Annotated in this window: 19 protein-coding genes; 12 read left to right on the forward strand and 7 right to left on the reverse strand. The window is 58.1% G+C overall.

Annotation, left to right across the window (positions count from 1 at the left end; all coding sequences use genetic code 11):
* Nucleotides 1–2 precede the first annotated feature (2 nt).
* The 3 genes from BLT77_RS16260 to rluB are packed head-to-tail and all read left to right on the forward strand — an operon-like array spanning nt 3 to nt 2,257.
* The gene (locus tag BLT77_RS16260; protein WP_090367359.1) at nt 3–806 is read left to right on the forward strand and encodes a segregation and condensation protein A; all 804 of its coding nucleotides are present in this window, start codon (nt 3–5) and stop codon (nt 804–806) included.
* Nucleotides 803–1,381, forward strand: coding sequence for an SMC-Scp complex subunit ScpB (gene scpB / locus BLT77_RS16265; RefSeq protein ID WP_090367360.1), 579 nt, complete (start codon nt 803–805; stop codon nt 1,379–1,381). Before BLT77_RS16260 ends, scpB begins: the two co-directional genes overlap by 4 nt.
* Before the next feature lie 12 nt (nt 1,382–1,393).
* A complete protein-coding gene (gene rluB / locus BLT77_RS16270; RefSeq protein WP_090367362.1) occupies nt 1,394–2,257 on the forward strand; it encodes a 23S rRNA pseudouridine(2605) synthase RluB in 864 nt (287 codons plus the stop codon).
* Between the two features lie 60 nt (nt 2,258–2,317).
* Here the strand turns inward: rluB and BLT77_RS16275 are convergent, their stop codons facing one another.
* Together BLT77_RS16275 and BLT77_RS16280 are read right to left on the reverse strand one after the other, a co-directional pair.
* Entirely contained in the window at nt 2,318–4,969 is a 2,652-nt protein-coding gene (locus BLT77_RS16275; RefSeq protein ID WP_090367364.1) for a bifunctional diguanylate cyclase/phosphodiesterase, read from the reverse strand.
* A gap of 237 nt (nt 4,970–5,206) precedes the next feature.
* Nucleotides 5,207–5,950: a YciK family oxidoreductase gene (locus BLT77_RS16280; RefSeq protein WP_090367366.1), complete on the reverse strand. Its 744-nt coding sequence runs from the start codon at nt 5,948–5,950 to the stop codon at nt 5,207–5,209.
* A gap of 318 nt (nt 5,951–6,268) precedes the next feature.
* Between BLT77_RS16280 and BLT77_RS16285 the strand changes: the two genes are divergently transcribed.
* Both BLT77_RS16285 and sohB read left to right on the forward strand, forming a co-directional pair.
* Complete coding sequence (locus BLT77_RS16285) at nt 6,269–8,692, forward strand: VolA/Pla-1 family phospholipase (RefSeq protein ID WP_090367368.1); 2,424 nt, start codon at nt 6,269–6,271, stop codon at nt 8,690–8,692.
* Between the two features lie 93 nt (nt 8,693–8,785).
* Nucleotides 8,786–9,820 (forward strand): protease SohB, encoded by a 1,035-nt coding sequence (gene sohB, locus BLT77_RS16290; RefSeq protein ID WP_090367370.1) that lies wholly within the window; start codon nt 8,786–8,788, stop codon nt 9,818–9,820.
* 51 nt (nt 9,821–9,871) lie between these two features.
* Here sohB and BLT77_RS16295 read toward each other — a convergent pair whose 3' ends face one another.
* Nucleotides 9,872–13,090: a DEAD/DEAH box helicase gene (locus BLT77_RS16295; protein ID WP_090367371.1), complete on the reverse strand. Its 3,219-nt coding sequence runs from the start codon at nt 13,088–13,090 to the stop codon at nt 9,872–9,874.
* 109 nt (nt 13,091–13,199) lie between these two features.
* Entirely contained in the window at nt 13,200–14,873 is a 1,674-nt protein-coding gene (locus BLT77_RS16300; RefSeq protein WP_176819352.1) for a response regulator, read from the reverse strand.
* 334 nt (nt 14,874–15,207) lie between these two features.
* Here BLT77_RS16300 and cysD point away from each other — a divergent pair, with 334 nt between their 5' ends.
* From cysD to cysQ, 5 genes are read left to right on the forward strand one after another with little or no spacing between them, the layout of a single operon-like run.
* A complete protein-coding gene (cysD, locus tag BLT77_RS16305) occupies nt 15,208–16,119 on the forward strand; it encodes a sulfate adenylyltransferase subunit CysD (RefSeq protein ID WP_090367375.1) in 912 nt (303 codons plus the stop codon).
* Nucleotides 16,120–16,146: 27 nt separating this feature from the next.
* Nucleotides 16,147–17,574 carry a sulfate adenylyltransferase subunit CysN gene (gene cysN, locus BLT77_RS16310; protein WP_090367377.1) on the forward strand — a complete coding sequence of 476 codons (1,428 nt, stop codon included), beginning with the start codon at nt 16,147–16,149 and terminating at the stop codon, nt 17,572–17,574.
* Nucleotides 17,574–19,298, forward strand: a complete 1,725-nt coding sequence (locus BLT77_RS16315; protein ID WP_090367379.1) for an SLC13 family permease — start codon at nt 17,574–17,576, stop codon at nt 19,296–19,298. The genes cysN and BLT77_RS16315 overlap by 1 nt, the downstream gene beginning before the upstream one ends.
* Nucleotides 19,299–19,305: 7 nt before the next feature.
* Entirely contained in the window at nt 19,306–19,905 is a 600-nt protein-coding gene (gene cysC, locus BLT77_RS16320) for an adenylyl-sulfate kinase (protein ID WP_090367381.1), read from the forward strand.
* The gene (cysQ, locus tag BLT77_RS16325) at nt 19,902–20,684 is read left to right on the forward strand and encodes a 3'(2'),5'-bisphosphate nucleotidase CysQ (protein WP_090367383.1); all 783 of its coding nucleotides are present in this window, start codon (nt 19,902–19,904) and stop codon (nt 20,682–20,684) included. The genes cysC and cysQ overlap by 4 nt, the downstream gene beginning before the upstream one ends.
* 173 nt (nt 20,685–20,857) lie before the next feature.
* Here the strand turns inward: cysQ and BLT77_RS16330 are convergent, their stop codons facing one another.
* Nucleotides 20,858–22,246: a UPF0149 family protein gene (locus tag BLT77_RS16330; protein ID WP_176819353.1), complete on the reverse strand. Its 1,389-nt coding sequence runs from the start codon at nt 22,244–22,246 to the stop codon at nt 20,858–20,860.
* Nucleotides 22,247–22,415: 169 nt separating this feature from the next.
* Here BLT77_RS16330 and BLT77_RS20350 point away from each other — a divergent pair, with 169 nt between their 5' ends.
* Nucleotides 22,416–22,901, forward strand: a complete 486-nt coding sequence (locus BLT77_RS20350) for a hypothetical protein (protein WP_176819354.1) — start codon at nt 22,416–22,418, stop codon at nt 22,899–22,901.
* 93 nt (nt 22,902–22,994) lie between these two features.
* Here BLT77_RS20350 and BLT77_RS16340 read toward each other — a convergent pair whose 3' ends face one another.
* Nucleotides 22,995–23,225 (reverse strand): hypothetical protein, encoded by a 231-nt coding sequence (locus tag BLT77_RS16340; RefSeq protein ID WP_090367387.1) that lies wholly within the window; start codon nt 23,223–23,225, stop codon nt 22,995–22,997.
* Nucleotides 23,226–23,738: 513 nt separating this feature from the next.
* On the reverse strand, nt 23,739–24,794 hold the full coding sequence (gene aroG, locus BLT77_RS16345; protein ID WP_090367389.1) for a 3-deoxy-7-phosphoheptulonate synthase AroG: 1,056 nt from the start codon (nt 24,792–24,794) through the stop codon (nt 23,739–23,741).
* Nucleotides 24,795–25,172: 378 nt separating this feature from the next.
* Between aroG and BLT77_RS20355 the strand changes: the two genes are divergently transcribed.
* Nucleotides 25,173–25,334, forward strand: coding sequence for a hypothetical protein (locus BLT77_RS20355; protein WP_176819355.1), 162 nt, complete (start codon nt 25,173–25,175; stop codon nt 25,332–25,334).
* The last annotated feature ends 62 nt before the right edge of the window (nt 25,335–25,396 follow it).

Consider the following 25,396-nt stretch of genomic DNA (forward strand, 5'->3'; position numbering starts at 1 on the left):
ATATGACTCAAGCCCCATTAACGGTTCAGCCTCCTCTGCCCCTTGCCGTGGTTCGCGGCAAGCCGATGGTAGAGCTGCCTGCGGATCTGTACATTCCGCCAGATGCCCTTGAGGTCATTCTCGAGGCATTTGAGGGACCGTTAGACCTGCTGCTGTACCTCATCCGTCGTCATAAACTGGATATTGTGGATCTCCCCGTGTTTGAGATCACGCGTCAGTATATGGACTACATTGCACTGATGGATCAGATGCAGATGGAGTTGGCGGGGGAGTACCTGGTGATGGCGGCGACGCTGGCGGAGGTGAAATCCCGCTTGCTGCTGCCCAAGCCAGCCGCCGAGGAGGGGGAGGAAGACGACCCAAGAATGGTGCTGATTCGCCAGCTTCAGGCCTATGAGGTGCTGAAACAGGCGGCGGAGCAGATGGATCAGTTGCCCCGTCTGGAGCGCGAACATTGGGTGGCTCAGGCTGCCCGGGCCGCCAACCTGGTGCCCCAGGTGGTGCCCCCCCAGGTGGAGCTCGACGAGCTGGTGTCGGCACTGCGTGGCATGCTTGCCAAGGCGGAGTTGTTTGAACAGCATCAGGTCGCGCGTGAGGCCCTGTCGACCCGGGAGCGGATGAGCCGCATTCTGAGCCAGCTGGGGCCGGAACGATTTACGCCCTTTGTGGCCTTGTTTACGCCCGAAGAGGGACGAGCCGGTGTGGTGGTGTCCTTTTTGGCGATTCTTGAGCTGTCGAAAGAGAGCTTAATTGAGATTCAGCAGGCCCAGCCTGGCAGTGCCATCTACGTGAGAGCCCGAGCATGAGTCGTATTAATGATACTCAGTTAAAGCAGTTGATTGAGGCGGCGTTGTTTGTGGCTGACGGACCGATGTCTGCCAAGGGGTTACGCCAGAGTGTGCTGGCCGGCTTGCAGGTCAGCCTGGGGCGCATCAATGAGGTGCTGGACGAGCTGGAGGGTGATTACGCCGGCCGTGGCATCAACCTGGTGAAGGTCGCTGGAGGTTATCGTTTCCAGAGCAACCAGGATCTGAGCGGGCACCTGAGTGCGTTGTGGCAGGAGAGGGCACCCCGTTACTCGAGGGCGCTGCTGGAAACCCTGGCCCTGATTGCCTATCGGCAGCCGGTGACCCGGGGACAGATTGAAAAAATTCGTGGGGTGGCGGTGAGTTCCAATATCATCCGCACCCTGACAGAACGAGATTGGGTTAAGGTAGTGGGACATAAGGAGGTGCCGGGACGGCCCGCCCTCTATGCAACTACCGATGCATTTTTGCAGTATTTTAGCCTGGAGAGTCTGGCACAGTTGCCGGCATTGAGTGATGAAGGTGCCATTGAGGCCCTGCTCGATACCGGCAAAAACGCAGACTCCGTACATTAAAGAAGAGATTTGATGAGCGAAAAGCTACAGAAGGTGTTGGCTCGAGCTGGCCACGGTTCCCGTCGTGAGATGGAAGCTGTGATTGAGGCCGGTCGAGTAAGTGTGAATGGCAGTGTTGCCAAGTTGGGCGACCGGGTCGAGACGGGCACCGATGCCCAGATTCGGGTTGATGGCCATCTGGTGTCCATTCAGGCGGAAAATGAAGTGATCTGCCGGGTACTGGCTTACTACAAGCCGGAAGGCGAACTCTGCACCCGTACCGACCCCCAGGGACGGCCGACGGTGTTCGATCGTCTGCCTAAGGTTCGGGGCAGCCGCTGGGTGGCCGTGGGGCGCCTGGACATCAACACCTCGGGATTGCTGCTGTTTACCACCGACGGTGAGCTGGCCAACCGGTTGATGCACCCATCGCGGGAAGTGGAGCGGGAGTACGCGGTCCGGGTCTTTGGTGAAGTGACCGAGCAGAACCTGCAGGCGCTGCGCACCGGGGTGGAGCTGGAAGACGGCCCGGCCCGCTTTAAGCGCCTGATTGCTGCCGGCGGTGAAGGTCTGAACCACTGGTACCACGCCATCCTCAGTGAAGGGCGTAACCGCGAAGTTCGCCGGTTGTGGGAAAGCCAGGGGATGCAGGTGTCACGCCTGATGCGAATCCGTTACGGTGACATCACCCTGCCGAAAGGTCTGCCTCGTGGTGGCTGGGTGGAGCTGCAGCTGGATCAGGTTAACTACCTGCGTAAGCTGGTGGACCTGGGCACCGAGTCCCGCACCCTGATGGAGAAGGATAAGCAGGCGGCCCGTCGTCAGAACAAGATTAAAACCGGTAAGATTCGCCGCGCCGTTAAGAAACATCGTCCGGCCAAAGGGCCGAAACGCTAATAAGCGGAAGCCGAAAAAAACCAGCCGGAAGGCTGGTTTTTTTGTGTCTGTGGCAGGCGATCAGTCGATGATGTGGCTGTGGGCCAGCATCTCTTCGTAGTCGCTGGCGCTCATGGGGCGGGCAAACAGGAACCCCTGGCCCTGATAGCAGCCGCACTCCAGCAGGCGCATCACCTGGGAGTTAGTCTCTACCCCTTCGGCAATCAATTGCAGCTGCAGTGACCGCGCCAGTTCGCCGATGGTGTTGATGATCTTGCGGTCCTTGGCGTCGGTCTCGATGGCATCGATGAATGTCTTGTCCAGTTTGATCTTGTTGATAGGGAGATCCTTTAGCATGGCAAACGATGAGTAGCCGGTGCCAAAGTCGTCGATGGCGATGCTGACGCCCATCTCCTGTAGACCACTGAGAATGACAGCCACTTCCGTCGGACTCTTGATCAGCGAGTTTTCGGTGATCTCCAGCTCCAGCCATTCCGGCTGAATCTGGTAGGTGTCGAGACAGGCGCTGACCAGCCCCAGCAGGTCCCCTTTCTCCAGCTGTGCCGACGAGATATTGATGGCCAGTTTGATGTTGATGCCTTTCTGCTGCCACTGGGCCAGCTGTTTGCAGCCCCGGTCCAGCACGTAGCGATCCAGCTCCAGAATCAGGCTGCTCTCCTCGGCTACCGGAATGAACTCCACCGGTGGAATCCGCCCTTTGACCGGGTGGTACCAGCGAACCAGGGCTTCGGTGCCGATGATGTCACCGCTGACCAGAGAGTTTTGCGGCTGAAACTCCAGATGCAGCCCGCCCTGATCCAAGGCGTTGCGCAGCTCATTCTCCAGATCCAGTTTGCTGTAGAACAGGTGGGATTCGCTTTCGTCAAAGAACTTGTAACTCGAGCCGCCGCTGCTTTTAGCCAGATACATGGAGATGTCGGCATTTTTCAGCAGAGTTTCTGCATTTTCACCGTCATTGGGGTAGAGGCAGATGCCAATACTCAAGCCGATGTAGAAGTTCTTGCCCTTGAGGGTGAAGTGCTCTTTAAAGGCGTTGATGGCCCGTTGGGCGATCTGCTCGACCTGTTGTTTATCCTGATAGTCTTCAATGAGAATGGAAAACTCATCGCCACCGATGCGAGCGATAAAATCGTCGCTTCTCAACGAGGTTTTTAGTCGGGAAGCGGCCAGCCTTAATAACTGATCGCCGTAATCGTGGCCGAGGCTGTCGTTGATGGTCTTGAATTTATCCAGATCAATGAACATCAGTGCCAGTTGTTTATGGCCACTGGTGGCGGCGATGGATTGCTTGATCCGTTGCTGAAATGAAGCCCGGTTGGGCATGCCGGTAAGCTGATCGTAGTAAGCCTGGTAGGTGATCTTCCGTTCGGCGGCGACCTGGCTGGTGACGTCCAGCATGGAGCCGAAGATGGCGGTTTCGCCACGGTACTCGGTGGTGACGCAGTAAAATTCCAGGTGTTTGGTGACCCCGGCTTTATTGAAACAGCGCACTCGTTGATGCAGGTGCTGGGGGTCTCGCTGGTTATCGCGGGCCTCCACCGTGGCAGGGTCGTTCAGCCATTCCTGAATACGCAGGTAGTCCTGATGGTGAATCAGTTCCGACAGATCTTTGATGGCAAACAGTTCATCGGCGCTGTAGCCCAGAGTGTCGCACATCGTGGGGTTGGTGTAGGTAAAGCGCCCGTGGACAATGATAAAGATGCCGGTCAGGGATCGCTCCGACAGCTCTCGAAACTGCAGCTCCGAGTCTTGCAGTGCCTTGGTTTTTTGTGCCACCAACAGCTCCAGCTGACGTTTGGCGGTGCTCTGCTGCCAGGCCCAGAAACTCATCAGGGTGGCGGTTACAAGGCCACACAGGAAGATAAACAGCGCCGAAATGGGGGTTTGTAGCTGGGTGCGGGACTCGGCTCTCAGTTCACAATTGAGGCCGTCGACGGTGAAGCTGCGCTTTAGGCCGTTTTCCACCGGGTCGCCGCTGTTGTTGTACACATGCTTGGCAATGACGTTGCCGCAGTAGAGGCTGTAGTTGATGGTGTCGTTGGCGAGGATATCCAGTCCACTGAGCATTTTGCTGTCGCCAAAGCGCATGATTGCGTTGATATAGCCCCAAAAACGCTCGCCGTCGACCGGGGTCGCCGGCAGGGTGTTGGTGGTATCCGAGACGAAGATCGGCTGGCTTAATACCAGCCCGGTACCGCCGGCGTACAAAGCGTAGGGACCGCCCATCACCGCCTTTCTCAATCGCCGAGCTTCGCGGCTGGAGAGAGTGTCACTGGTGTCATGGCCAATGGCATTGCTGCTGATCTGAGGGTAGACCGCCCAGATCTGTCCTTCCGGGGCCAGATCCAGACTCAGTACGCTGGGGTTATTCTGAAGCACCAGGTAGGACAATGATTGAAAGCGCTGTTTCAAATCCGGTTGTTGGTGGTGCTGCTGAATGGACGACGCCGCCAGGTAGATGGCCGAGTGGATCTTGGCCACTTCGGACACCATCCGATCCTCGGCACTGCTGAGGAAGTCGTAGATCTGGTTTCGCTGCTTGTCGGTTTCGTAGTTTTCGATGGTCTTGGCGGCACTGATGGTCAGAGCCAGGGTAAAGAGGAAGATTACCGAAGCTGCCAAAGCACCATAAAGGCGTTTGAGGCCGGAGTCCGAGCGTTTGCTGTTCCGTTTGGCTGCATGGGGAAGGGCGGCAGCATTATTCCATTTCATTGGCTCAAAAGGACTCTGTATTCAAGGGCATCATTACGGGGCATCATTTCGGGGCATCCAGTGTGTCACGACATGGCGTCGTTTTCATCAATAAACCCTCTTAAGTCAGGTTATTATAATTAATTCGTTAAGGAGTGTTTATCAATGCGGTAAAGGTTTGCTCAGGATTGCGTCCTGCCTTAAAAAAACGGGCTGAATGTGATCAGCCCGAGCATGGTTTGGTGCTGGCCCTGGCCGTTATTTCGGCTGGGCATCGATGCTCTGGCCATTGATCTCGAGGCTGTCATCGCCCATCAGGTACAGGTACAGCGGCATCAATTCCTGTGGTGTCTTCAGAGTTTCCGGGTTCTCGGCCGGGTAGGCCAGGGCACGCATCTTGGTGCGGGTGGCGCCGGGGTTGATGCAGTTAACCCGAATCCGGGTATCGTCCAGCTCATCGGCCCAAACCTGCATCATCCCTTCGGTGGCAAACTTGGAGATGGCATAGGGGCCCCAGAAAGCGCGTCCCTTGCGGCCTACGCCGGACGAGGTGTAGATAATGGAACCGGAGTTCTGCTGGCGGAACAGGCGCATCAGTGCCTTGGTCATCACGAATTGAGCGGTCAGGTTTACCTGCATCACTTCGTTAAACATCTCGATGGAGACCTGCTCTAGGGGAGTCAGGCTGCCCAGTACCCCAGCGTTGTGCAGTACGCCGTCGAGGCGACCAAATTGGCCCTCGATGGTGTCGGTCATGTCGATGTAGTTTTGCTCGGTGGCACCCTGCATATCCAGTGGAATAATGGCCGGCTGAGGGGCGCCGAGAGCTTCTATTTCGTCGTACACCGCTTCCAGTTTCTTGACACTGCGGCCAAGTAAAATCACGGTGGCACCGTGGGCCGCGTAGGTCAGGGCGGCCTGACGACCGATGCCGTCTCCCGCGCCGGTGACCAGGATTACCTTGTCAGTGAGAAGATCTTTTTTGGGGCTGTAATCCAACATCCTTTAACGCCATCCTTTTTTTGTAATACGCGTCATTTGGGGCTTTGCAGCGGCGACAAACGTTTGTTTAAAACACACGATTGCTTTGTTAGGGCCGCAGAACCGGTTGTTCGTTGCAAAAATGTAGCTAAGTTATGGTTTTTGCGTTACTTTGGGATAGTTCGCAATCGGCATATAGAGCGTCATATTCGCCAGATTCGCGCCTATTGTGACGAAATTGATTACGGAAAACAAAACTAATACTCACGGTCACAGACCTGTTCAGCCCTTAATCCCTTGGGGGCAGCCGTGGGTTACAACAAGGATTGGGGAGAGAAAATGAGACGACTGCTGGTTAGTACTGCCGTCCTGTCGGCTTTGGCACTGTCAGGCTGCAACGGTGACAGCTACAACGACGATGTGAACAACGCCAAACCGATTCCAGTTTCAGCCCGTGTGGCCTTTGATCCGGCAAATGGCATCCTGCCATCGCCGAATGACCTGTTGTTCCTTGGTACCCCCGACGGAACCCTGCAGTTTCCCGATGAGGTGGCCGCCGGCGATACACCGGATTATACCGATCCTATGGTTGCCCTGGGCGCACTGGATGGCTGGTCCACCACGCAGCCGATTCAGGTGAGCATCGGACTGCCGGAAGGGATGAGCATCGATGCTGCCAGTGTGGCCCAGGCCGGTGCCGTACGGGTGTTCTCCGTGACTCTGGGCGGAGCTCTTTCTCCGGATGCCGAGTGCACCGCCGCGCCATCCTTGAGTATCTGTAAGGTAGGTGAAGAGTTGGCCTGGGGACCTGATGGGGACTTCATGACTGCGGTCACAGGCCATACTGTGATTGCCCAGCCACTGAAGCCGCTGCCAGCCACCAGTAGTTACCTGTACATAACCACCGATCTGCTGCAGGACTCCGACGGCCGTCAACTGCAAGCCTCGGAAACCTACAAGCAGCTGAAGTTTGATATTAATACCAAGCCACTGCCGGAAGGGACCTCTCGGGATCTGCAGGCGCTGGTAAACAACTACGAAGGCAGCCTGGCCGCTGCTTTTGGCGTCGACCCGGATACCATCACCTACAGCGGCGTGTACACCACCCAGTCGGTGTTTGATGTACTGGAGGTCACCAAGCAACTGGTGGTATCCCCTGCCGATGAACACGCGCCGTTTAAACCGGTCTGGAGTGCGCCACCGGTGCCGGCCGGAACCGCAGCCAATTACCTGCCGCTGACGCCGGCGGACGGTGTGGCCTATCTGCTGGCAGACGCTACCGATGTGTTTAAGGCCGAACTGACCCTGCCTTACTACCTGACTGCGCCGACGCCGGCGGATCCGACCATCTCCAGCACCTGGCGTGCACTGGGTGACAGCCCGATAGCGGTGCTTCAAGCTCTGCAGGCCGGTACCCTGACGCTGGAGAAGTTCTCCGAGCAGGTGGAGGACTGTGGCCGTGATCCGGTGGAAGCGATCTCCAACCCGGCCGAGATTGTCGGCTGTACCATCGTTGCCGACGACGGCAGCGACCTGGATGTACAGCAGCACCTGACCCGCTTCAACCCGGTACCGGCACCGAAGTCGGTACAGACGGTGCCCGTGCTGATGACCATGCCAAATGCGGCCAAGTTAGCGGCGTTGGGTATCACCGTGTCCAAGCCGGCCACGGGATGGCCGTTGAGCATGGCACTGCATGGCCTCAGCGGCACTAAGGAGACCACACTGGCCAACTCCGGCGCCATGTCGGCCGCCGGCCTGGCAACCATCGCCATCGACATGCCGCTTCACGGTGAGCGTGGCTTCGATTTCAACGACGATGGTGTGTATGAGATCAGCGCCACTGACCCAAGTCTGGGTCCTCAGTTTGCCAACGGCTCCGGACTGGTGTTCATCAACATCGGCAGCGGCCTGACCGTAAGGGATAATTACCGTCAGGCATTGATTGATCTCCTGGCCTTGCGTGCGGCCGTGACCGGTATGGTTATGACCGAAGTGGGCGCCGGCGGTGCGCCAACCTATGACCTGACTAAGGTTACTATGCAGGGGCTGAGTCTGGGCGCTATCATCGGTGCCGATTTCGCTACCTATGCCAACCTGCCTATCGACGGCGTACCGGCTGAGATGAACCCCTACACCATTCAGGCGGCCTCGCTGTCCGCCCCGGCCGCCGGTCTGGCCGGTGTGTTTGCCGGCAGTCCCAGCTTTGGTCCACTGTTGGTGGATGAGCTGATTAAGGTGTTGGCGGAGGAAGCCGGTGTACCGGTACCCGAGCCGGGCACGCCGGAGTATGAAGCCTTTGCCAAGCAGGTGCAGGAGGAGGTGATTCCGCCGCTGATGTTCTCCATTCAGACTCAGATTGAGGCGATTGACCCCATCAACCACGCGGCTGCGCTGGCGGCAACCAGTACCAAGGTCCACATTCAGGAGATCGTCGGTGACGGCGACACCAACCTGCCGGATCAGGTGCTGCCCAACACCGTGGCCGGGGCGCCGCTGTCCGGAACCGAGCCGCTGATCGCCTTTATTGGCCTGGGCTGTGTGGATGAAACTCTGCAGGGCGCCGACGCCAGTGGTGCGGTTCGCTTCAGCAAGGGGCACCATAGCTCGCTGCTAAGCCCCGATGAGATCCCCGGTGTGACCGACGGCATCAACGCTGCTGCGACCACTGCCGAGATGCAGGCTCAGGTCGCTGAGTTTTCCGCCAGTCTGGGGATGTCGTTGCCAGTGAGCAACGACGTCGTCACTCAGCCTTGCCCCTGAACTGAGTAAACTCTGAACAGGACCCAGCCAAGGCTGGGTCTTTTTTTTGGATTCGTTATAGAATAAGGGCCAAACAAAGCTAGGGAGCTGATTTTGGAGTTTTTATTTGAGTACGGCCTGTTTTTGGCAAAGGCCCTGACCCTGGTGGTAGCCGTGGTGGCCATCATTCTGGTGGTGGCCCAGGTGGGCCGCTCGCAGCGCGCCCAGAAGGGCGAGCTGCAGCTCACCTGCCTGTCGGATCAGCTGGAGGACTACCAGCACCACCTTGAGAGTGCCCTGCTGAGCAAAGAGCAGTTGAAGGCCAAAGAGAAGGCGGAGAAGAAAGCTGAAAAGGCGCGCCAGAAAAAGGAGAAGGCCAACGTCGATAAGCCCCGTGAAGGTCGAGTCTTCGTGCTGGACTTCAAGGCTGGTATCGAGGCGTTCGAGGTGGTCAGCCTGCGTGAAGAGATCAGCGCCTTGCTGACGGTGGCGGACAAGCAGGATCAGGTGCTGGTGCGACTGGAGAGTGGCGGTGGTATGGTGCACGCCTATGGTCTGGCCTCGAGCCAGTTGGCGAGACTGCGGGATGCGGGCATACCGTTGACCATTGCGGTGGATAAGGTGGCGGCCAGCGGTGGTTATATGATGGCGTGTGTGGCGGACCACATCGTGGCGGCACCCTTCTCTATCATCGGCTCTATCGGCGTGATTGCCCAGTTGCCTAACTTCAATAAGCTTTTGAAAAAGAGCAATATTGAATTTGAACAGCACACCGCCGGTGAGTTTAAGCGTACCCTGACCATGTTTGGTGAAAACACCGACTCGGCCCGTGAGAAGTTCCGTGAAGAGCTGGAGGAGACCCACGGTCTGTTCAAGGACTTCATCGGTCGCTATCGCCCCGAACTGGATCTCGGAAAAGTGGCCACCGGTGAACACTGGTTTGCCACCCAGGCGCTGGATCTGGGGCTGGTGGACGAACTGAGTACCTCCGACGACTGGCTGATGAAGCAAGCCAAGGACAAAGAGGTGCTGAAGTTAAGCTACGTGATCAAGAAAAACCTGGCTAACCGCTTCGGCCGTGGTGCTTCCGAGGCACTGGAAACTCTGGCCATGAAGTTGGCGGAGCTGAATCAGCGCTCGCGGGTGTAGGTTCCCCAGGCGCATAGAAAACAGCCCCGCAGTGCGGGGCTGTTTTGTTGGTTACTCCGGCTGAGGAATCGGAGTATCGAACAGGCTCAGTAGCTGGTCGCCGGTGAGGCTGCTGCCAAGATCCTGGGCGTCTTTGTCGTAGATGCTGTCTGCCAGCGCCTGTTTCTGTTGCTGCAGCTCCATGACCCGCTCTTCGATGGTCTGTTCGCAGATCAGCTTGTAGACAAACACCGGCTTGTCCTGACCGATGCGATAGGCGCGATCGGTGGCCTGGTTCTCGGCTGCCGGGTTCCACCAGGGATCGTAATGGATCACGGTGTCTGCCGCGGTCAGATTCAGACCCACGCCGCCGGCCTTGAGGGAGATCAGGAACACCGGCACCTCGCCGTTCTGGAAGCTGTCGATGGCCTGCTCCCGTTTGCGGGTTTGACCGGTCAGCTTGGCAAAGGCGATCCCCTGTTGCTCCAGTCGCTGTTCGATCAGCGCCAGCATCTGGGTGAACTGGGAGAAGATCAGCACTCGCCGTCCCTCCTCCAGCATCGGCGGCAGCATCTCCATCAAAAAGTCGAGCTTGGCCGATTCCTGCACCAATGCCGCCTGCTCCAGCTTCACCAGTTGTGGATCGCAGCAGATCTGCCTCAGCTTCAGCAGGGCATCGAGAAACTCGATCTGGCTTTTGGCCATCCCCTTGCTGTTGAGCAACTCCCGTACCCGGGCCTCCATGGCCACCCGAACGCCTTCGTACAGGATTCGCTGCTGTGGTGGCAGCGGAATGGTTTGCACCATCTCAGTCTTGGCAGGCAACTCCTGGGCCACCTCACTCTTGGTGCGGCGCAACAAGAACGGCGCCAGGCGGGTCAGCAGCTCTTTCTTCAGATCCAGGTTGCCCTCTTTCTCGATGGGCTTGCGGTAATAGCGGCTGAATTGACCTTCGCTGCCAAGGAACGACGGCATCACGAAGTCGAACAGTGACCACAACTCACCCAGATGGTTCTCCATGGGAGTGCCGGTCAGGCATAGGCGCTGGCCGGCGTTGAGTTGCTTCACCGCCTTGGTGATCTTGGCTCCCGGCGTCTTAATGGCCTGGGCTTCATCGAGAATGGCCAGGCTGAAATTGAGACTGGCAAACAGCTCGATATCGCGACCGACCAGGCCATAGGTGGTGATGATCAGATCGAACTCATTCAGGGTATCGAAATGGCGGTGGCGCTCCTGGCCGTGCAGAACCAGTACGGTTAGATCCGGGCAGAAGCGTTGCGACTCGCTGCGCCAGTTACTGATCAGGCTGGTGGGGCACACCAGTAGAGCCGGGTGAGGCAGCTGATCCCGTTGCTTGAGGCGTTGCAGGTGCGCCAGGGTCTGCAGGGTTTTTCCCAGGCCCATGTCGTCGGCGAGCACACCGCCAAACCCGTACTGGTGCAAAAATGCCAGCCAGTCCAGCCCCTGTTGCTGGTAAGGGCGCAGGGTGGCATGCAGGTTATCCGGAGCCTCGACGGTCTCAATACCACTGAAGTGATTGAGCTTGTGCGCCAGCTGCTGAATGCGTTCACCGCCTATCCAGCGGCCCTGGCGAGGCAGTTGCTCCAACAGGCCGGCCTGATGACTGGGCAGGCGAATGCGGTCGCCACTGGGGTTGGCCAGCTCTTCCAGAATTGCCAGTACCGGACGGATGCTGCGGTTGGCGATGCGCAGTGGCATCGCCCCTTCGCGGTGCAGCAGGATCGGGTTGTTGTCACCGCGCCAGTCGCTGTTGTGATCCAGCCAGGTCAGCAGCAGTGGCAGCAGCTCGACCTGTTGGTCGTCAATCTCCACCGACAGCCCCAGATTAAACCAGGAGTCGTCCTCTTCGATGATCAGATCAAAGGCGGGGATCTCATGGGGCAACAGTGGCAGTGACGGGTCAATCTGCAGCTGCCACTGCTGCTGGTTCATCGGCCCCTGAAACTGGCTTAGCAGTTTCTGCCAGAAAGCGAGATCCGTGGCGGCAGTAGCCAGTTTCAGGTAGGCCGCCGAGGCCACTTGCGGGGCCTGATCGCCGCTGTGCTCGAACTCCGACAACTGCAGTTGCTGGTACAGCTCGACGGCGGCCAGTTCGGCCTCGTTGTCGCGCTGAATCTGCCAGTGGCCGTGGTCGTTGCTGAAGCGGCTCTGGGTCGGACGCTGAGTGACCTCTTTCGGCAGCGGCAGTTCGTCGTATTGCAGCCAGAAAAAGCTCTGAATACCCTCGTCACTGGGAACCAGTTTGAGCACCGGTGTCAGGGGCGCCTCAATCTGGCGGTACTCGGTCTGAATCGGATGCGGCAGTGTCTGCTCATTGAACTGCAGGGCGATGGTGTCGCCAAAGTGGCGAGCCTGCTCTCTGGGAAGTGCCGGCAGCCGCTGCAGGCAGAACAGCACTTCGGTGGAGAGCTCGGTCTCCAGCGGACCGGAGCTGAAGTCGTCCAGGTTGATGTACCAAGGCCGGGAGAAGGGCACCAGAACCCAGGGGGCACCGCATTGCAGCTGCGAGTGCAACTGATAGTCGTTGTTGTGCTCCCAGCGGAAGTTCAGTGTCTGGGCCGGCCCCTGGCTCAGGGTTTGGTTGGGCTGATCCCAAAACGCCAGTTGCTGATCCAGCAGCTTTTGGTAGGTATACCGATCCAGCTCCGTTTCCAGATGGGCGTAGCGGTACCAGGTGTTACCCCTGGTCGCCAGCAGGAGCCGACTGTAGGTCACCACATCGTCGTTGGCCCAGCCGTCGCCGTAGTGGGCGGCAACGTTAAATAACTGTTTGGCAGTAAATTTACTGAATCCGCCACGTTTCAGCCGCCGGCAGTTGCCGACTTCGACCACAATGGACTCACCGACGCTGGCGTTGCGGGTTAACGACGGTGCCACTCGAAAGCGGCCAACCAGGGCCGATTCCGGCGGTGCGGGCTTGGGTTTAGGCGGGTGAATGGCGGAGAACTTCTCCAGCCAGGCCTGGTAACGATCCTGGTGGCCATGGTGTTGATCCAGGATGGTCAGCAGCAGGGCGACGGCGTGCTTGCACTGCGACGAAACCGGGCAGTTGCAGAAGCTTTCCAGGGTGCAGCGGTCACCCCGTTTTTTAATCTCAATGCTGGTGTCGTACTGGTTATCGCGTCGACCCAGGGTGGCGCCATGGACCGAACTGCCTCCGGGGCCCAGTTCGGCTTGCAGAACCATCTCCTCCTCGAAGTAACGCTTGCCTCGGTTAAAGGTTGCATCGTCGAAGTTGTTTTCCACATCAGTTAGACGGAATAAAAGCATTCAGTGTTCAGCCGGGTAACAGGGTGCAATCGGCCATCATACCACCCCTGACAAAGGGGGTTAATAGGGAGTTGCATGATGGGGGGCACAAAGGCGGGTGTGGACAGCTTCAGGCCAGGCGGGCCGCGGAGTCCTGCTTGTGTTCGGGGCTGACTGGATCGTCCAGATGGGCGATGGCGCGTCGATACAAGGCGGCGGCGCGCTCCCTAAGGGCCGAATCCCGGTGATGGCTGCGGTACAGCCAGTGAGCCGAATCCAACATCTGCCGGGCGGTTACCGTATCCATCCAGGGGGGAGGCGATGCGGAGGCCAACTCCAGCAACATCAGGCTCAGGGACGGGTACAGGGGTACCAAGAAAAAGGCTCGACAAGCGCGTTCGTAGGCCAGGTGATAACGCTGGGCCCGGTGGTGATTCAAGGCCACATCGGCCAATCGTTCTCCCTCGGTCAGGCGGGCTTCCATACTGTGGCGATACTCGGCCAACAGCGCTAACTGGCTGAGTCTCTGGGTCGGATTCGGGTTCGATTCGGCAGTCAGCCCGGCCAGGCGAACCGCTTGTTCAAAACGCTCGCTCAAACCGCACAGGGCAAACAGTTTGGCGCTGTTTAACTGGGTGTAGAAGTTGGGGCAGGGGTGGGTGTCCGGCTCCAGTACCTGCATGATCATGACGCAGTGATCCAGTTGCCCTTCTACCAGGGCGGCCAGGGCGGCAGCCACTTTGAGGCCACTTTCCAGCCCGGGCTGACAAACGGAGCCCTGGCTTAACTGGGCGATCTGTTTCAGGCTTTGGGCGATGAGGCTGTGACGCCGGGCTGGCTCGGTTTCGCTAAGGGTGGAAAACAGGCGGCACAGGTTGGCGTGGATCTGCAGTTCTGGTGAAAATTGGCTGCTGCCTGTTACCCGCACCAGATAGTCGTCATAGTGGCGGGCGGCGGCACAAAAGTCACCCTGCTGAGCATGGAGGTCGGCGATGATGGCCTGATAGCTGGGCTCTGCCGGGCACAACCGCTGCAGCCGGGTCATGGCCGTAAGCGCGTCCAGGTTGGCATCCTGGTACAGTGCCGCCTGAACCAGCCCCAACTGTGCTTCTGGCTCGAACGGACCGCGGCGCTGAACCTCATTGAAGATGTGAGTGGCATCCTCGAAGCGCTGCAGACCCAGCAGTGCCTGGCCGACGCCGATTCGAGGCCAGGGTTTGTCGCTGCGCTGGCTGTGGTGGCGATAAAACCGTAGCGCTTCGGTGAAGCGGCGTAGCCGCAACAGGCAGTTGCCATGGGTCCGATCCAGAAACGGTGAATGCTGGGGGAAGGTGCGGCGCAGCCTCAGGCTGAGATGCAGTGCCTCTCCATAGGCCTCATTGGTTAAGGCCCGATGCAGGTCGGCCAACTGCTGTCGTCGCTGCAGCGCCTGCATCAACCGCCGTTCCAGTTCCTGGTATCGGAACGGTTTGAGCAGCATATCATCCGGCTCCATGGCCAGGCATTGGCTGACGGCCTCGCGACTGTGGTCATTGCTGATAAACAGAAACGCGCCATTGCCACATTGGCGCGGATGGTGACGGATTTCATCCAGAATCAGGCCACCATCGACCCGTGTTTCCGGATCAAACCCGCAGAGTACGGCATCGTACTGATGCTGGCGAATCAACCGCAGTGCTTTGAGGGTGTCCGAGGTACTGGTGATGTTGCAATGGTTGGCTCCGGCATCATGCAGGATCGAGCGCACCAGCCCGACAAACTCTGTCGAGTGATCGATGATCAGAAAGGTACGATCGGTGAGCATCCTTGCCTCCAACCTCAGTCCGGTGCTGACAGCTACCATCCATGTAACCGGTATTTAATCAGGCCGGCCTGCGGCAATGTCCCTAGTTTTTCAATGATATGCGAAGGATGTTCGGTTTTTTCTCATGCCAAAAGCCGAATACCCTAACCTAAGGATAGTGGAGCTGCCAGATTCTGCCTCACCAATAGAACGATAAATTCTGCCCTTATTCCAAAACGGTTGATCGATTCCGATATTAATCTGTTTTGGTTATATGAAAGTCCGAAGTTGAATTGTTGAAATCGCGGTTGTGACGTTCACTAAATGGCAGAAAAACGTTGAATAGGACGCAAGGATGTCACAACCACAGCCTTTGACCCACCTGGATCGCCTCGAAGCGGAGAGCATCCATATCTTCCGTGAAGTGGCGGCCGAGTTTGAAAACCCGGTGATGCTGTACTCCATCGGTAAAGACTCGTCGGTGCTGTTGCATCTGGCGCGCAAGGCGTTTTATCCGGGCAAAATCCCCTTTCCGCTGCTGCACGTGGATACCGATTGGAAATTCCAAGAGATGATTGAATTTCGCGATCGCATGGCCCGTGAACATGAGCTTGATCTGCTGGTGCATAAGAACCCGCAGGGGCTGGAGATGGCCATTAACCCCTTTGTTCACGGCAGTGCCCTGCACACCGACATCATGAAGACCCAGGGGCTGAGACAGGCCCTGGATCAGCATGGTTTCGACGCTGCCTTTGGGGGGGCCCGCCGCGACGAAGAGGCCTCCCGTGCCAAGGAGCGGGTCTATTCGTTCCGGGATAAAAATCACCGCTGGGATCCCAAGAATCAACGTCCCGAATTGTGGAATCTCTATAACGCCAAGGTGCATCCGGGTGAGAGCATTCGGGTGTTCCCGCTGTCCAACTGGACCGAACTGGATATCTGGCAGTACATCTATCGCGAACAGATTGAGATAGTGCCGCTGTACCTGGCCAAGCCCCGGCCAGTGGTGGAGCGCGACGGTAGCCTGATCATGGTGGATGACGACCGGATGCCCCTCAATGAAGGGGAAACCCCACAGCTGCGCAGTGTGCGTTTTCGCACCCTGGGGTGTTATCCCCTTACCGGCGCCGTGGAATCTGAGGCGGATACCCTGCCGGGCATCATCGAAGAGATGCTGCTGGCCACCACCTCGGAGCGCCAGGGGCGGGTCATCGACCGTGACAGTGCCGGGTCGATGGAAAAGAAGAAGATGGAAGGCTATTTCTAGGCCAGGTTTGAGATACAGGAGTTAACTATGTCCACCCAAGCATCCAGCGTTACCCAGCGGGTAACGGAATACCTGGCTCAGCATGAAAACAAGGCGTTGTTGCGTTTCATCACCTGCGGCAGCGTCGACGACGGCAAAAGTACCCTGATCGGACGACTGCTGCACGACACCAAGGCGTTGTACGACGACCAGATTGAGGCGGTGAACCAGCAGAGTCGCCGCAGTGGCACCACAGGTGATCGCCCCGATTTGGCCTTGTTGGTGGATGGCCTGCAGGCGGAGCGCGAGCAGGGCATCACCATCGATGTGGCCTATCGCTATTTCTCCACCGATAAACGCAAGTTCATCATCGCCGACACCCCGGGTCACGAGCAGTACACCCGCAACATGGCCACCGGCGCGTCAACGGCGGATCTGGCCATTATCCTGGTGGATGCCCGCTACGGCCTGCTGGAGCAGACCCGTCGTCACAGCTTCCTGGTGTCGTTGCTGGGCATTAAGCAGGTCGTGGTCGCCATCAACAAAATGGACCTCAAAGCGTACGACCAGTTGGTGTTTGACACCATCGCCACCCAATACGCCCAGATGGCGGAATCGTTGGGGTTTGAGCACATCGACTATGTGCCCATCTCGGCGTTGGAGGGGGATAACGTGGCCTCACTGAGTGCGGCCATGCCCTGGTACCAGGGGCCGAGTCTGCTGGCGCTGCTGGAGCAGGCGCCGCCGGCGGATGAAGCCGTGGCGAGGCCGTTCCGTTTGCCGGTGCAGATGGTGGCCAGACCCAACCTCGATTTTCGGGGCTTTGCCGGTACCATCAGCGCCGGCCTGGTTCGCGTCGGTGACGAGGTGAAGGTGCTGCCGTCGGGCAATACCGCCCGGGTGGCGGGTATCCATCAATTTGGCGGCGACGTCAGTCAGGCTCAGGCCGGCGAGGCGGTCACCGTATCGCTGGACCGCGAAATTGACGTTAGCCGGGGTAACTGGCTGGTTCATGCCGCGGACTCGGTGCCACTGTCTGACAGCCTGAAGGCGCGGGTGGTGTGGATGTCCGAGACACCGCTGCAACCGGGGCGGGATTACCGCCTGAAACTGGCCACCTCTACGGTGCGGGCGCAGGTGTCAGTCATCGATCATCTGGTGGACATCCATGACTGGAGTGAACGCCAGACCGATCAGCTGGCCCTGAACGCCATCGGCCAGATTCAGCTGCATACCGAGCAGCCGTTGCCGGTGGATCCTTACCGGGAGCACCGTGAGACCGGTTCATTTATCCTGATCGATCCCATCAGCAACGGCACGGTTGCCGCGGGTATGGTGCTGGAATCGGGCGCAAACAAGGCCGTGACGCCGGACTATTCCGCCTTTGAACTGGAGTTTAATGCGCTGGTACGTAAGCATTTCCCACACTGGAATGCGCTGGATCTGAAAACACTGGCTGACAGCGGACGCCGCTGATGACCCTGGTCCACGGCCAGTTGCTGGCTCTGGCGGTGTCGATGTTCTTCGGGCTGGTGTTTACCCGCCTGAGGCCGGTGCTGTTGTTCAGCGGCACGGCCATCGCCCTGGTGCTGATGCAACAGCTGGATGTGACCCGGTTGCTGAACCTGGCCGCCAACCCGGCGGTCATCAGCCTGCTGCTGCTGCTGCTGGTGTCGGCGGGCATCGAGAAGACCCGCCTGCTGGCCTGGCTCAGCCAGTTTCTGTTCCGCCGCTCCTACGCCGGTACCCTGGTACGGATGGGGGCGGGCACCATGGTGTCGTCGGCGTTTTTGAATAACACCGCGGTGGTGGCGGCCCTGATGGGGCGGGTGAACACGAACCCGGATCATGCGCCGTCACGGCTGCTGTTGCCACTCTCTTATGCGGCCATTCTCGGTGGCACCCTGACTCTGGTCGGCACCTCCACCAACCTGATTGTAAACAGCTTTCTGGTCGAGGCCGGCAAGCCGTCCCTGGCGCTGTTTGATTTTCTGCCGGTGGGACTGGTGGCGTGCTCGGTGGGGCTGGTGTTGCTGGTACTGCTGTCGAGCTGGCTGCCCCGCCATCCGCGCCAGGCGCAGCAGGAAGATCCCTACTTCATTGAAGCCAAGCTGCAGCCGGACAGCCCGCTGGTGGGGCGATCGGTTCAGGCCAACGGCCTGCGTTCTCTGGAGGGGCTGTTCCTGGCTGAAGTGGTTCGGGGACAGCGGCTGATCTCGCCGCTGAGCCCGGACACCGTGCTGGAAGCCGGCGACAAGCTGGTGTTTTGCGGTGACGTTCGCCGGGTCACTGTGCTGCAGCGGTTTCGCGGCCTGACCCTGTTTGCGTCGGCGCAGGGACAGCTGGATCGTACCCTGACCGAGGTGATTGTCAGCCCGACCTCTGCCATTGTCGGCCAGACCCTGAAATCGGTGGAGTTTCGGGCCCGGTTCGATGCGGCGGTGGTGGCGATGCGGCGCCGGGGCGAACGTTTGTCGGGCAAACTGGGCCAGATCCCGATCCAGGCGGGTGACGTGTTGGTGCTGGCGGTGGGCCAGGGGTTTCACCACTCCCGCGTCAGCCGGAACTTCTTTGTGATTGGCAATGCTCAGCTGTCTGCCACCCTGACTCCGCTGCAGGAGTGGGTCGCCATCGGCGGCTTTGTGTCGGTGCTGGCGCTGAGTGCTTTCGGTGCCATTGAGTTGGTTGCCGGGCTGGCGGTGTTACTGATGTTGATGATCACCAGCGGGGTGCTCAGTGGCCAGGATGTTCGCCAGCGCTTTCCATTTGAGATCTGGTTGATCATTACCGGGGCGCTGGCCATTGCCGACAGCGTGTTGCAGTCCGGACTGGCGTTGATGGCCTCCACCTGGCTGCACCAGTTGTTCAATGGTCAGGGGGTGATGGTGGCGTTTGTCGGGGTTTACCTGGTGGCCCTGATCTTGACCGAACTGATGACCAATAACGCCGCCGCCGCGCTGGCCCTGCCATTGGCTCTGGGGCTGGCGGACGCCTTCGGGGTCAGTGCCATGCCCTTTGTGATGGCGGTGGCCTACGGTGCCAGCGCCAGTTTCATCAGCCCGTTCAGCTATCAGACCAACCTGATGGTGATGAGTTTGGGCGACTACCGTAAGCGGGACTACCTGAGGCTGGGACTGCCCATGTCTCTGGCCTACAGCGCGGCCGTGCTGCTGACTACGCCGCTATTTTTTCCTTTTTGAGGTGAGTATGACCAACAACCTGACCTGGCATGACCATGCGGTGACGCCAGAACAACGGCAACAGCTAAAGGGCCATGGCAGTGCGTTGCTGTGGTTTACCGGCCTGAGTGGGTCGGGAAAGTCGACCCTGGCCAACGCCCTTGAGCGGCGTCTGATTGCCATGGAAGTACACAGCTTTCTGCTCGACGGCGATAACGTGCGGCTGGGGCTGAACCGGGATTTGGGCTTTGCCGATGCCGACCGGGAGGAGAACATCCGTCGTATCGGTGAAGTGGGTAAGCTGTTTGTCAGTGCTGGCACCCTGTGCCTGTCGGCCTTTATCTCGCCGTTTCGGGCGGATCGGCAGCGGGTTCGCGAGGCCCTGCCTGCCGGGAAATTCATCGAGGTGTTTGTGGATGCGCCCCTGGCGGTGTGTGAGCAGCGGGATCCCAAAGGGTTGTACCAAAAGGCCCGTGCCGGTGAGATAGCCGATTTTACCGGTATCGATTCCGACTATGAGGCGCCGAATGAGGCGGAGATCCACCTACGAACCGACCGACTTGACACCGAGGCTGCCGTTGACAAGATGGTGGCCTATCTGACGCAACGCGGAATCCTGCCTTCATGACCCTGGAACCTTTAGACCGGCACCAGCAGCAACTGCTGTTGTCACAGATGATCGTGGTGGCCCGGCAGGCGGGGGAAGCGGCGATGGCCCACTATGGCCAGCCGCAGACCCGTTACAAGCAGGACGACAGCCCGCTGACCCAGGCGGATCTGGCCAGCCACCAGGCACTGGTGCAGGGGATTGCCGACTGGGGTAACTGCTGGCCGGTGTTGTCGGAAGAGGCCGGCCTGGCCCCCTGGGAGGAGCGGCGCCGGTGGCAGCGGTACTGGTTGCTGGATCCGGTAGATGGCACCAAGGAGTTCATCGCCGGGAATGGCGAGTTCACCATCAATATCGCCCTGATCGAGCAGGGGGTGCCGCTGCTTGGGGTGGTGGTGGCGCCGGCGCTGGGGAAAATCTACAGTGGCGGACGGGACCTGGGGGCCTGGTTGGAAGATCAGCAGGGAGAGCGTGCCATTACCGGTGGCGTGAGTGCTCAGGTGCCCAGGGTGGTAACCAGCCGATCCCACCCCTCTGCGGAACTGGCCCAGTGGCTGAGTCGTTTCCCCCAGGTGTCACTCATCGAGGTGGGCAGCTCGCTGAAGCTCTGCCTACTGGCAGAGGGAAAGGCGGATCTTTATCCTCGGTTGGGGCCCACCAGTGAGTGGGACATTGCCGCGGCGCAAGCGGTTTTGGAGGGGGCCGGCGGCAGCGTTCGTACCCTGGATGATCAACCGCTGGGCTACAACGGCAAGGCCTCGGTGCTCAATCCGCACTTCATTGCCCGCAGCGACGGATAAAAAAAACCACCTTAAAAAAGGTGGTCAAACATAATGGAGATGATGATGAAACAAATTTCAGTTCAAATTTGTTACATAAGGTCAGAGTCTCCATTGCTGCTTTAGTTCAAATTTTTAGCTGCTTTTTTTGATATTTTTTCGCCTTCCTTATTTCTTCTTTTACTTTCATGCGCTTAGCCACAGCACTTTTTGTACTTCTTGCCGCTTCCGCAGGGGCAGGGATCGTTGCGGCCGACGGTTGAGGATTGAGTCGCTGCCGGGGTGGGCTCTGGTTCGGCCTCGACCGGACGCTTATCACCTTGATGGTAGCGCTGGAACAGTTGCTGGATTAGCGCCGCCGCGCCCGGCCAGTCGCCTTGTGGCAGCTTGGGGTCGGTGGCATCCGCCCAGGGGCCGCCCAAGGCACTCTGCTCGCTGGGTGGCAACTGGCGGGCGACGCCCCTGGCCAGAGATCGAAGATCCTGATTCTGGCAGGCAGCACCACTGAGTAGCGGTGACAGTGCCTCGTTGAGGCGTGCGTCAGTCAGTCGCCCTTGCTGATGCAGCCAGGCTAAGGCGGTCAGGCACAGGCTGTGCGCCTGGCTATCGAGCCGCTCCTGCTTTAACTGGCCCATGAGGTAACCCGGCGCCTGGCTGAACAGCTGCCCCAGGCATTGAGCCAGCGCTGGGTAGTGATGTTCAAACAGCCTGGCCATGGGGCTGTCAGCGTGCCAGTGAAAGCGCAGCAGGGCGTCGATGCTATCGCGGACATCCTGATGAGCATTGGCGTCAGCCAGACACCACAGGCTGTGCCAGTGGCCGATGTAGTCCTGATTATTCAGATCGATTTGCGGCGCATCCACAAACAGCTGCAGCTCCTCCCGGGCCAGTCGCACCAGCAGGGGAGTGGGCGGTTGCAGCTCTTTTAGCAGCAGCTGCGGCATCTCGCCGGTATGCAGTGTCAGTTGCTCAATCAGTGATTCATGTTCCAGAAGCTGACTCTCCTCGCCCGGTTGCTGGCCGCGGAACAGGGCGGCAGCCTGATTGATCACTTCACACAGGTGGCGCCTGACCTGTCTGGCTTCGGCGACGAAGGCCTCATCATCCAGGCCGTTTTGTCGGCAGTGGGCCTGAACCTGTTCCAGATTGGCAAAAAAGCAGCCGTAGCTGGCAAAGGCCGCGATGGTGGGTTGCAGCTCGGGATTTTGGTGATCCAGTTGCTCCATCACCAGCGGCAGGCCGTGCTCAAACCCGGCGGCCCACTGGGCCAATGGGGAGCCTGAGGCAAAACCGCTCAATGGCGTAGCCTGCGGCAGGCGGCACTGGCTGGGCAGAATCAGGGTCTGTGTGCCGAGCGCTTCGCTGGCCTGCTGATACAGCTGCACCAGAGCAGGGCTCAGGTCGTCGTCCAGGGCCTGTTCCGGGCCCAGCAAAATTGCCAGCCAGTGGCTGGGCAGTACCGGTGTGGGTGCACAGACAACGGCGCTGATGAAGCCATGCAGGTAGTAATAGTTCAGGCTGGCTTCGCAGGGAAGCGGCAGGCGATTGATGGCGTGGCGAAGTTTTTGCGGTGAAAGTGACATAGTGATCGACTGACAGTGAAAAATGCAGCAGTTAGCTGATGAGGCGCCGATCATAGCAGATTGCTCCACTCTGTGAGGCGGGGAATTTACCTGGCTTTACTCTTGATTGACGTTGGTTGAAGTTGGCTACGTTAGGCTTAGGGCCAACAGAGTGCACTCAGGAGGACCTATGCAACGTCTTATCGCACTGCTTGTGACCGCCACACTGCTGGCCAGTCCGGCACTGCAGGCTAAGCCTCACTCAGGTAAGGCACACAAGGGCAAAAATGTCATCGTGGTGAAGCCGGGCTATCACCATAAACCCTATCGTAACCATTACTCCTACCATCGCCATGAACTGGCAAGAGTCGCGACCTTTGCCGTTTTTGCCGGGGTGACCTACGCCATTGTCGAGAACGCCTACTATCGGCAGCAAGGGGACAGCTATGTGTATGTGGCTCAGCCGCCGGCGGGCAGCTATCAGGTGGTGTCTGCCGAGCCTGAACCGGTGCCAGCGACTCCGGCGTATGCCCTCGGACAGGTGATTCAGCGGTTGCCGGCAGGCAGCCAGGTGGTCACGGTCGATGGGGTGTCGTACCGGGAGCACAATGGCGTTTGGTTTGCGCCGCTGCAGGGCGGCAAGAGGTATGTGGTAACGGCATCGCCACTGAACTGACCCTAAGTCGAAGTGACGAGTGATTTTAAGGTGTTGATTTATCGCCTCTTTGACTGCTGGTCGCCGGTGTTGAAAAAATCCGGCAATTTTTTTTCATGGCGACTGAACTTTTGCTGTTTTTACCGCTCTATATAAGGGTAACGAATTTGGTTTCATCATCATCATCTCCTTGAATAAAGTATTGTTCGCCACCTCCTTGAGGTGGCGTTTTTTTTGGGCCGCCTCCGCTGGCAACCCAAAAAAATCACCATTTTTACTGAAGCGATGAACTTTTCTGATTCCGGTGACTCTATATCCCTGTAACGAATTTAGTTTCATCATCATCTCTCAGAATTCCTTATTCTCCGCCATCTCCTTGAGATGGCGTTTTTTTTTACGTTTTTGACAGCAGTCTGCGTGGCCTTGCCCGCCAGGGGCGAGAGTGGGCGGGGAAGTGAGGCCGCGGCAAGGCAAAAAAAATTCATCGAAGCGGAACTTTCGTCGGCGGTTCGACTCTATAAAAGGGTAACGAATTTGGTTTCATCATCATCTCCTGAATTCCTTAATGTTCGCCGCCTGTTTGAGGCGGCGTTTTTTTTGTCCTCTGAACACACAAGCGCGATAAATGCCCCTGGCACCACTCGGTAACGCTCGGTTTTTAATTAATTTTTAAAAAAATAAGTTCGAGGTGTGAACTTTAGGAGGAGAGAGGACTCTATTAAAGGGTAACGAATTTAGTTTCATCATCATCTCATCTCTCTGACAGTTTTGTTGCTCGCCACCTCTTTGAGGTGGCGTTTTTTTTGCTGTCCGGAAAGTGATGGCAGAATGCCCCGCGCTCGGGCGGGGCGTCTTGAGTTACTGTTGACGGCGGGCCCGCACGGCGGTCGCCAGTGCTCTGAGTACCGACTCACTGTCTTCCCAGCCGATGCAGCCATCGGTAATGCTCTGGCCGTAAGTCAGGCTGTCAGGCGTGGAGAGATCCTGGCGGCCCTCCACCAGGTGGCTCTCAATCATGGCGCCAAAGATATTCTGGTTGCCTGCGGCCAACTGGTTACAGACATCTTCGGCCACATCCAACTGCCGCTTGAACTGCTTTTCGCTGTTGGCGTGGCTGAAATCGATCATGATGTTGGCGGGCAGGGCGGCTTGATGCAACTGCTCGGTAATGTCGGCGACCTGGTCGGCCTGGTAGTTGGGGGTTTTGCCGCCGCGCAGGATGATGTGGCAATCCTGATTGCCCGTGGTGGACACAATGGCGGAGTGGCCATACTTGGTCACGGACAGGAAGTGGTGCGGCGCGTTGGCAGAGTTGATGGCATCGATGGCAATCTTGATGGTGCCATCAGTACCATTTTTAAAGCCCACCGGGCAGGACAGGCCGGAAGCCAGTTCACGGTGAACCTGGGATTCGGTGGTTCTGGCCCCGATGGCTCCCCAGCACATCAGGTCGGCCACGTACTGGGGGGTGATCATATCCAGGAACTCGCCGGCGGTCGGCAGGCCCATCTGGTTTAACTCCAACAGCAGTTTGCGGGCGGTGCGCAGGCCATCATTGAGCTTAAAGCTGTTGTCCAGCAGCGGATCGTTGATCAGCCCTTTCCAACCGACGGTGGTGCGGGGTTTTTCGAAATAGACCCGCATGACGATCTCAAGGTCGTCCTTGAGCTCCTCCCGTAACAGAGACAGCTTGCGGCCGTATTCCAGCGCCGCCTTGGGATCGTGAATGGAGCAGGGGCCGATGACCACCAGCAGGCGATCGTCCTGGCGGTTCATCATATTGTGGATGGATTGCCGGGCCTGATAGACGGTGGCGGCGGCATTGTCGTCCAGGGGAAATCGTTCCAGAATCGCAATGGGGGGTAGCAGTTCTTTTATTTTATCGATGCGTACGTCATCGGTTTGGTAGTACATAATGCGACTCCAGAATTTAACTATCTAATAAGAATTATAAAATTAATCCAACAAGTGAACCCAAGATGACTGTAAACGCCCCTCTGAATCGATGCAAGCGGCGAAATGTGGATTTTTTTCACTCTTCGCTGAACTTTCTGTGACCCGGACACTCTGACTTAACAGTAAACACAGTTTCTTTAAGCTTGTTTTCATCATCATCTCCCTTTCTTTGCTACAGATTCAGTACCGCCACTCCCTTTCGTTGGAGTGGTTTTTTTTTGGTTTGTCATCAAGGGTTCATTTTTACTTTGGTATACTGAAGGCAGGTGGTCAGGAGGCATTCGGATCCCTCCCGGAATCCGGTTTCCTGCCTGCTTTGGTGCGAAGGAGGCCAGTATGACCAGCACTCAATCTGACAAATCCCCACGCAATAAAATGAGTGGCTCCAAGTTGTGGCAAAGGAATCGCTATGCACTGCCGGATCGGCTGTTCTACCCCATTATCATCGTCATCGTTGCAGCCCTGATTAGTATCGCGTTGTTCAGCAATCTGCTCTAAATGAGGCAGATGCCAGCAAAACCGGGTTCACAGCTTTATCTTAAATCTTTGCTATCATGCTG

This window comes from Ferrimonas sediminum (assembly GCF_900100175.1).
GTDB lineage: Bacteria > Pseudomonadota > Gammaproteobacteria > Enterobacterales > Shewanellaceae > Ferrimonas > Ferrimonas sediminum.

Coding starts and splice junctions, on each gene's coding strand:
- BLT77_RS16340 (WP_090367387.1), bottom strand. CDS start 23,225: ATGATGATGAAACTAAATTCGTTACAGGGATATAGAGTCACCGGAATC.
- BLT77_RS16295 (WP_090367371.1), bottom strand. CDS start 13,090: ATGCTTTTATTCCGTCTAACTGATGTGGAAAACAACTTCGACGATGCA.
- rluB (WP_090367362.1), top strand. CDS start 1,394: ATGAGCGAAAAGCTACAGAAGGTGTTGGCTCGAGCTGGCCACGGTTCC.
- BLT77_RS16275 (WP_090367364.1), bottom strand. CDS start 4,969: ATGAAATGGAATAATGCTGCCGCCCTTCCCCATGCAGCCAAACGGAAC.
- cysQ (WP_090367383.1), top strand. CDS start 19,902: ATGACCCTGGAACCTTTAGACCGGCACCAGCAGCAACTGCTGTTGTCA.
- cysC (WP_090367381.1), top strand. CDS start 19,306: ATGACCAACAACCTGACCTGGCATGACCATGCGGTGACGCCAGAACAA.
- BLT77_RS20355 (WP_176819355.1), top strand. CDS start 25,173: ATGACCAGCACTCAATCTGACAAATCCCCACGCAATAAAATGAGTGGC.
- cysD (WP_090367375.1), top strand. CDS start 15,208: ATGTCACAACCACAGCCTTTGACCCACCTGGATCGCCTCGAAGCGGAG.
- BLT77_RS16300 (WP_176819352.1), bottom strand. CDS start 14,873: ATGCTCACCGATCGTACCTTTCTGATCATCGATCACTCGACAGAGTTT.
- aroG (WP_090367389.1), bottom strand. CDS start 24,794: ATGTACTACCAAACCGATGACGTACGCATCGATAAAATAAAAGAACTG.
- BLT77_RS16315 (WP_090367379.1), top strand. CDS start 17,574: ATGACCCTGGTCCACGGCCAGTTGCTGGCTCTGGCGGTGTCGATGTTC.
- BLT77_RS16280 (WP_090367366.1), bottom strand. CDS start 5,950: ATGTTGGATTACAGCCCCAAAAAAGATCTTCTCACTGACAAGGTAATC.
- BLT77_RS16330 (WP_176819353.1), bottom strand. CDS start 22,246: ATGTCACTTTCACCGCAAAAACTTCGCCACGCCATCAATCGCCTGCCG.
- scpB (WP_090367360.1), top strand. CDS start 803: ATGAGTCGTATTAATGATACTCAGTTAAAGCAGTTGATTGAGGCGGCG.
- BLT77_RS20350 (WP_176819354.1), top strand. CDS start 22,416: ATGCAACGTCTTATCGCACTGCTTGTGACCGCCACACTGCTGGCCAGT.
- BLT77_RS16260 (WP_090367359.1), top strand. CDS start 3: ATGACTCAAGCCCCATTAACGGTTCAGCCTCCTCTGCCCCTTGCCGTG.
- BLT77_RS16285 (WP_090367368.1), top strand. CDS start 6,269: ATGAGACGACTGCTGGTTAGTACTGCCGTCCTGTCGGCTTTGGCACTG.
- cysN (WP_090367377.1), top strand. CDS start 16,147: ATGTCCACCCAAGCATCCAGCGTTACCCAGCGGGTAACGGAATACCTG.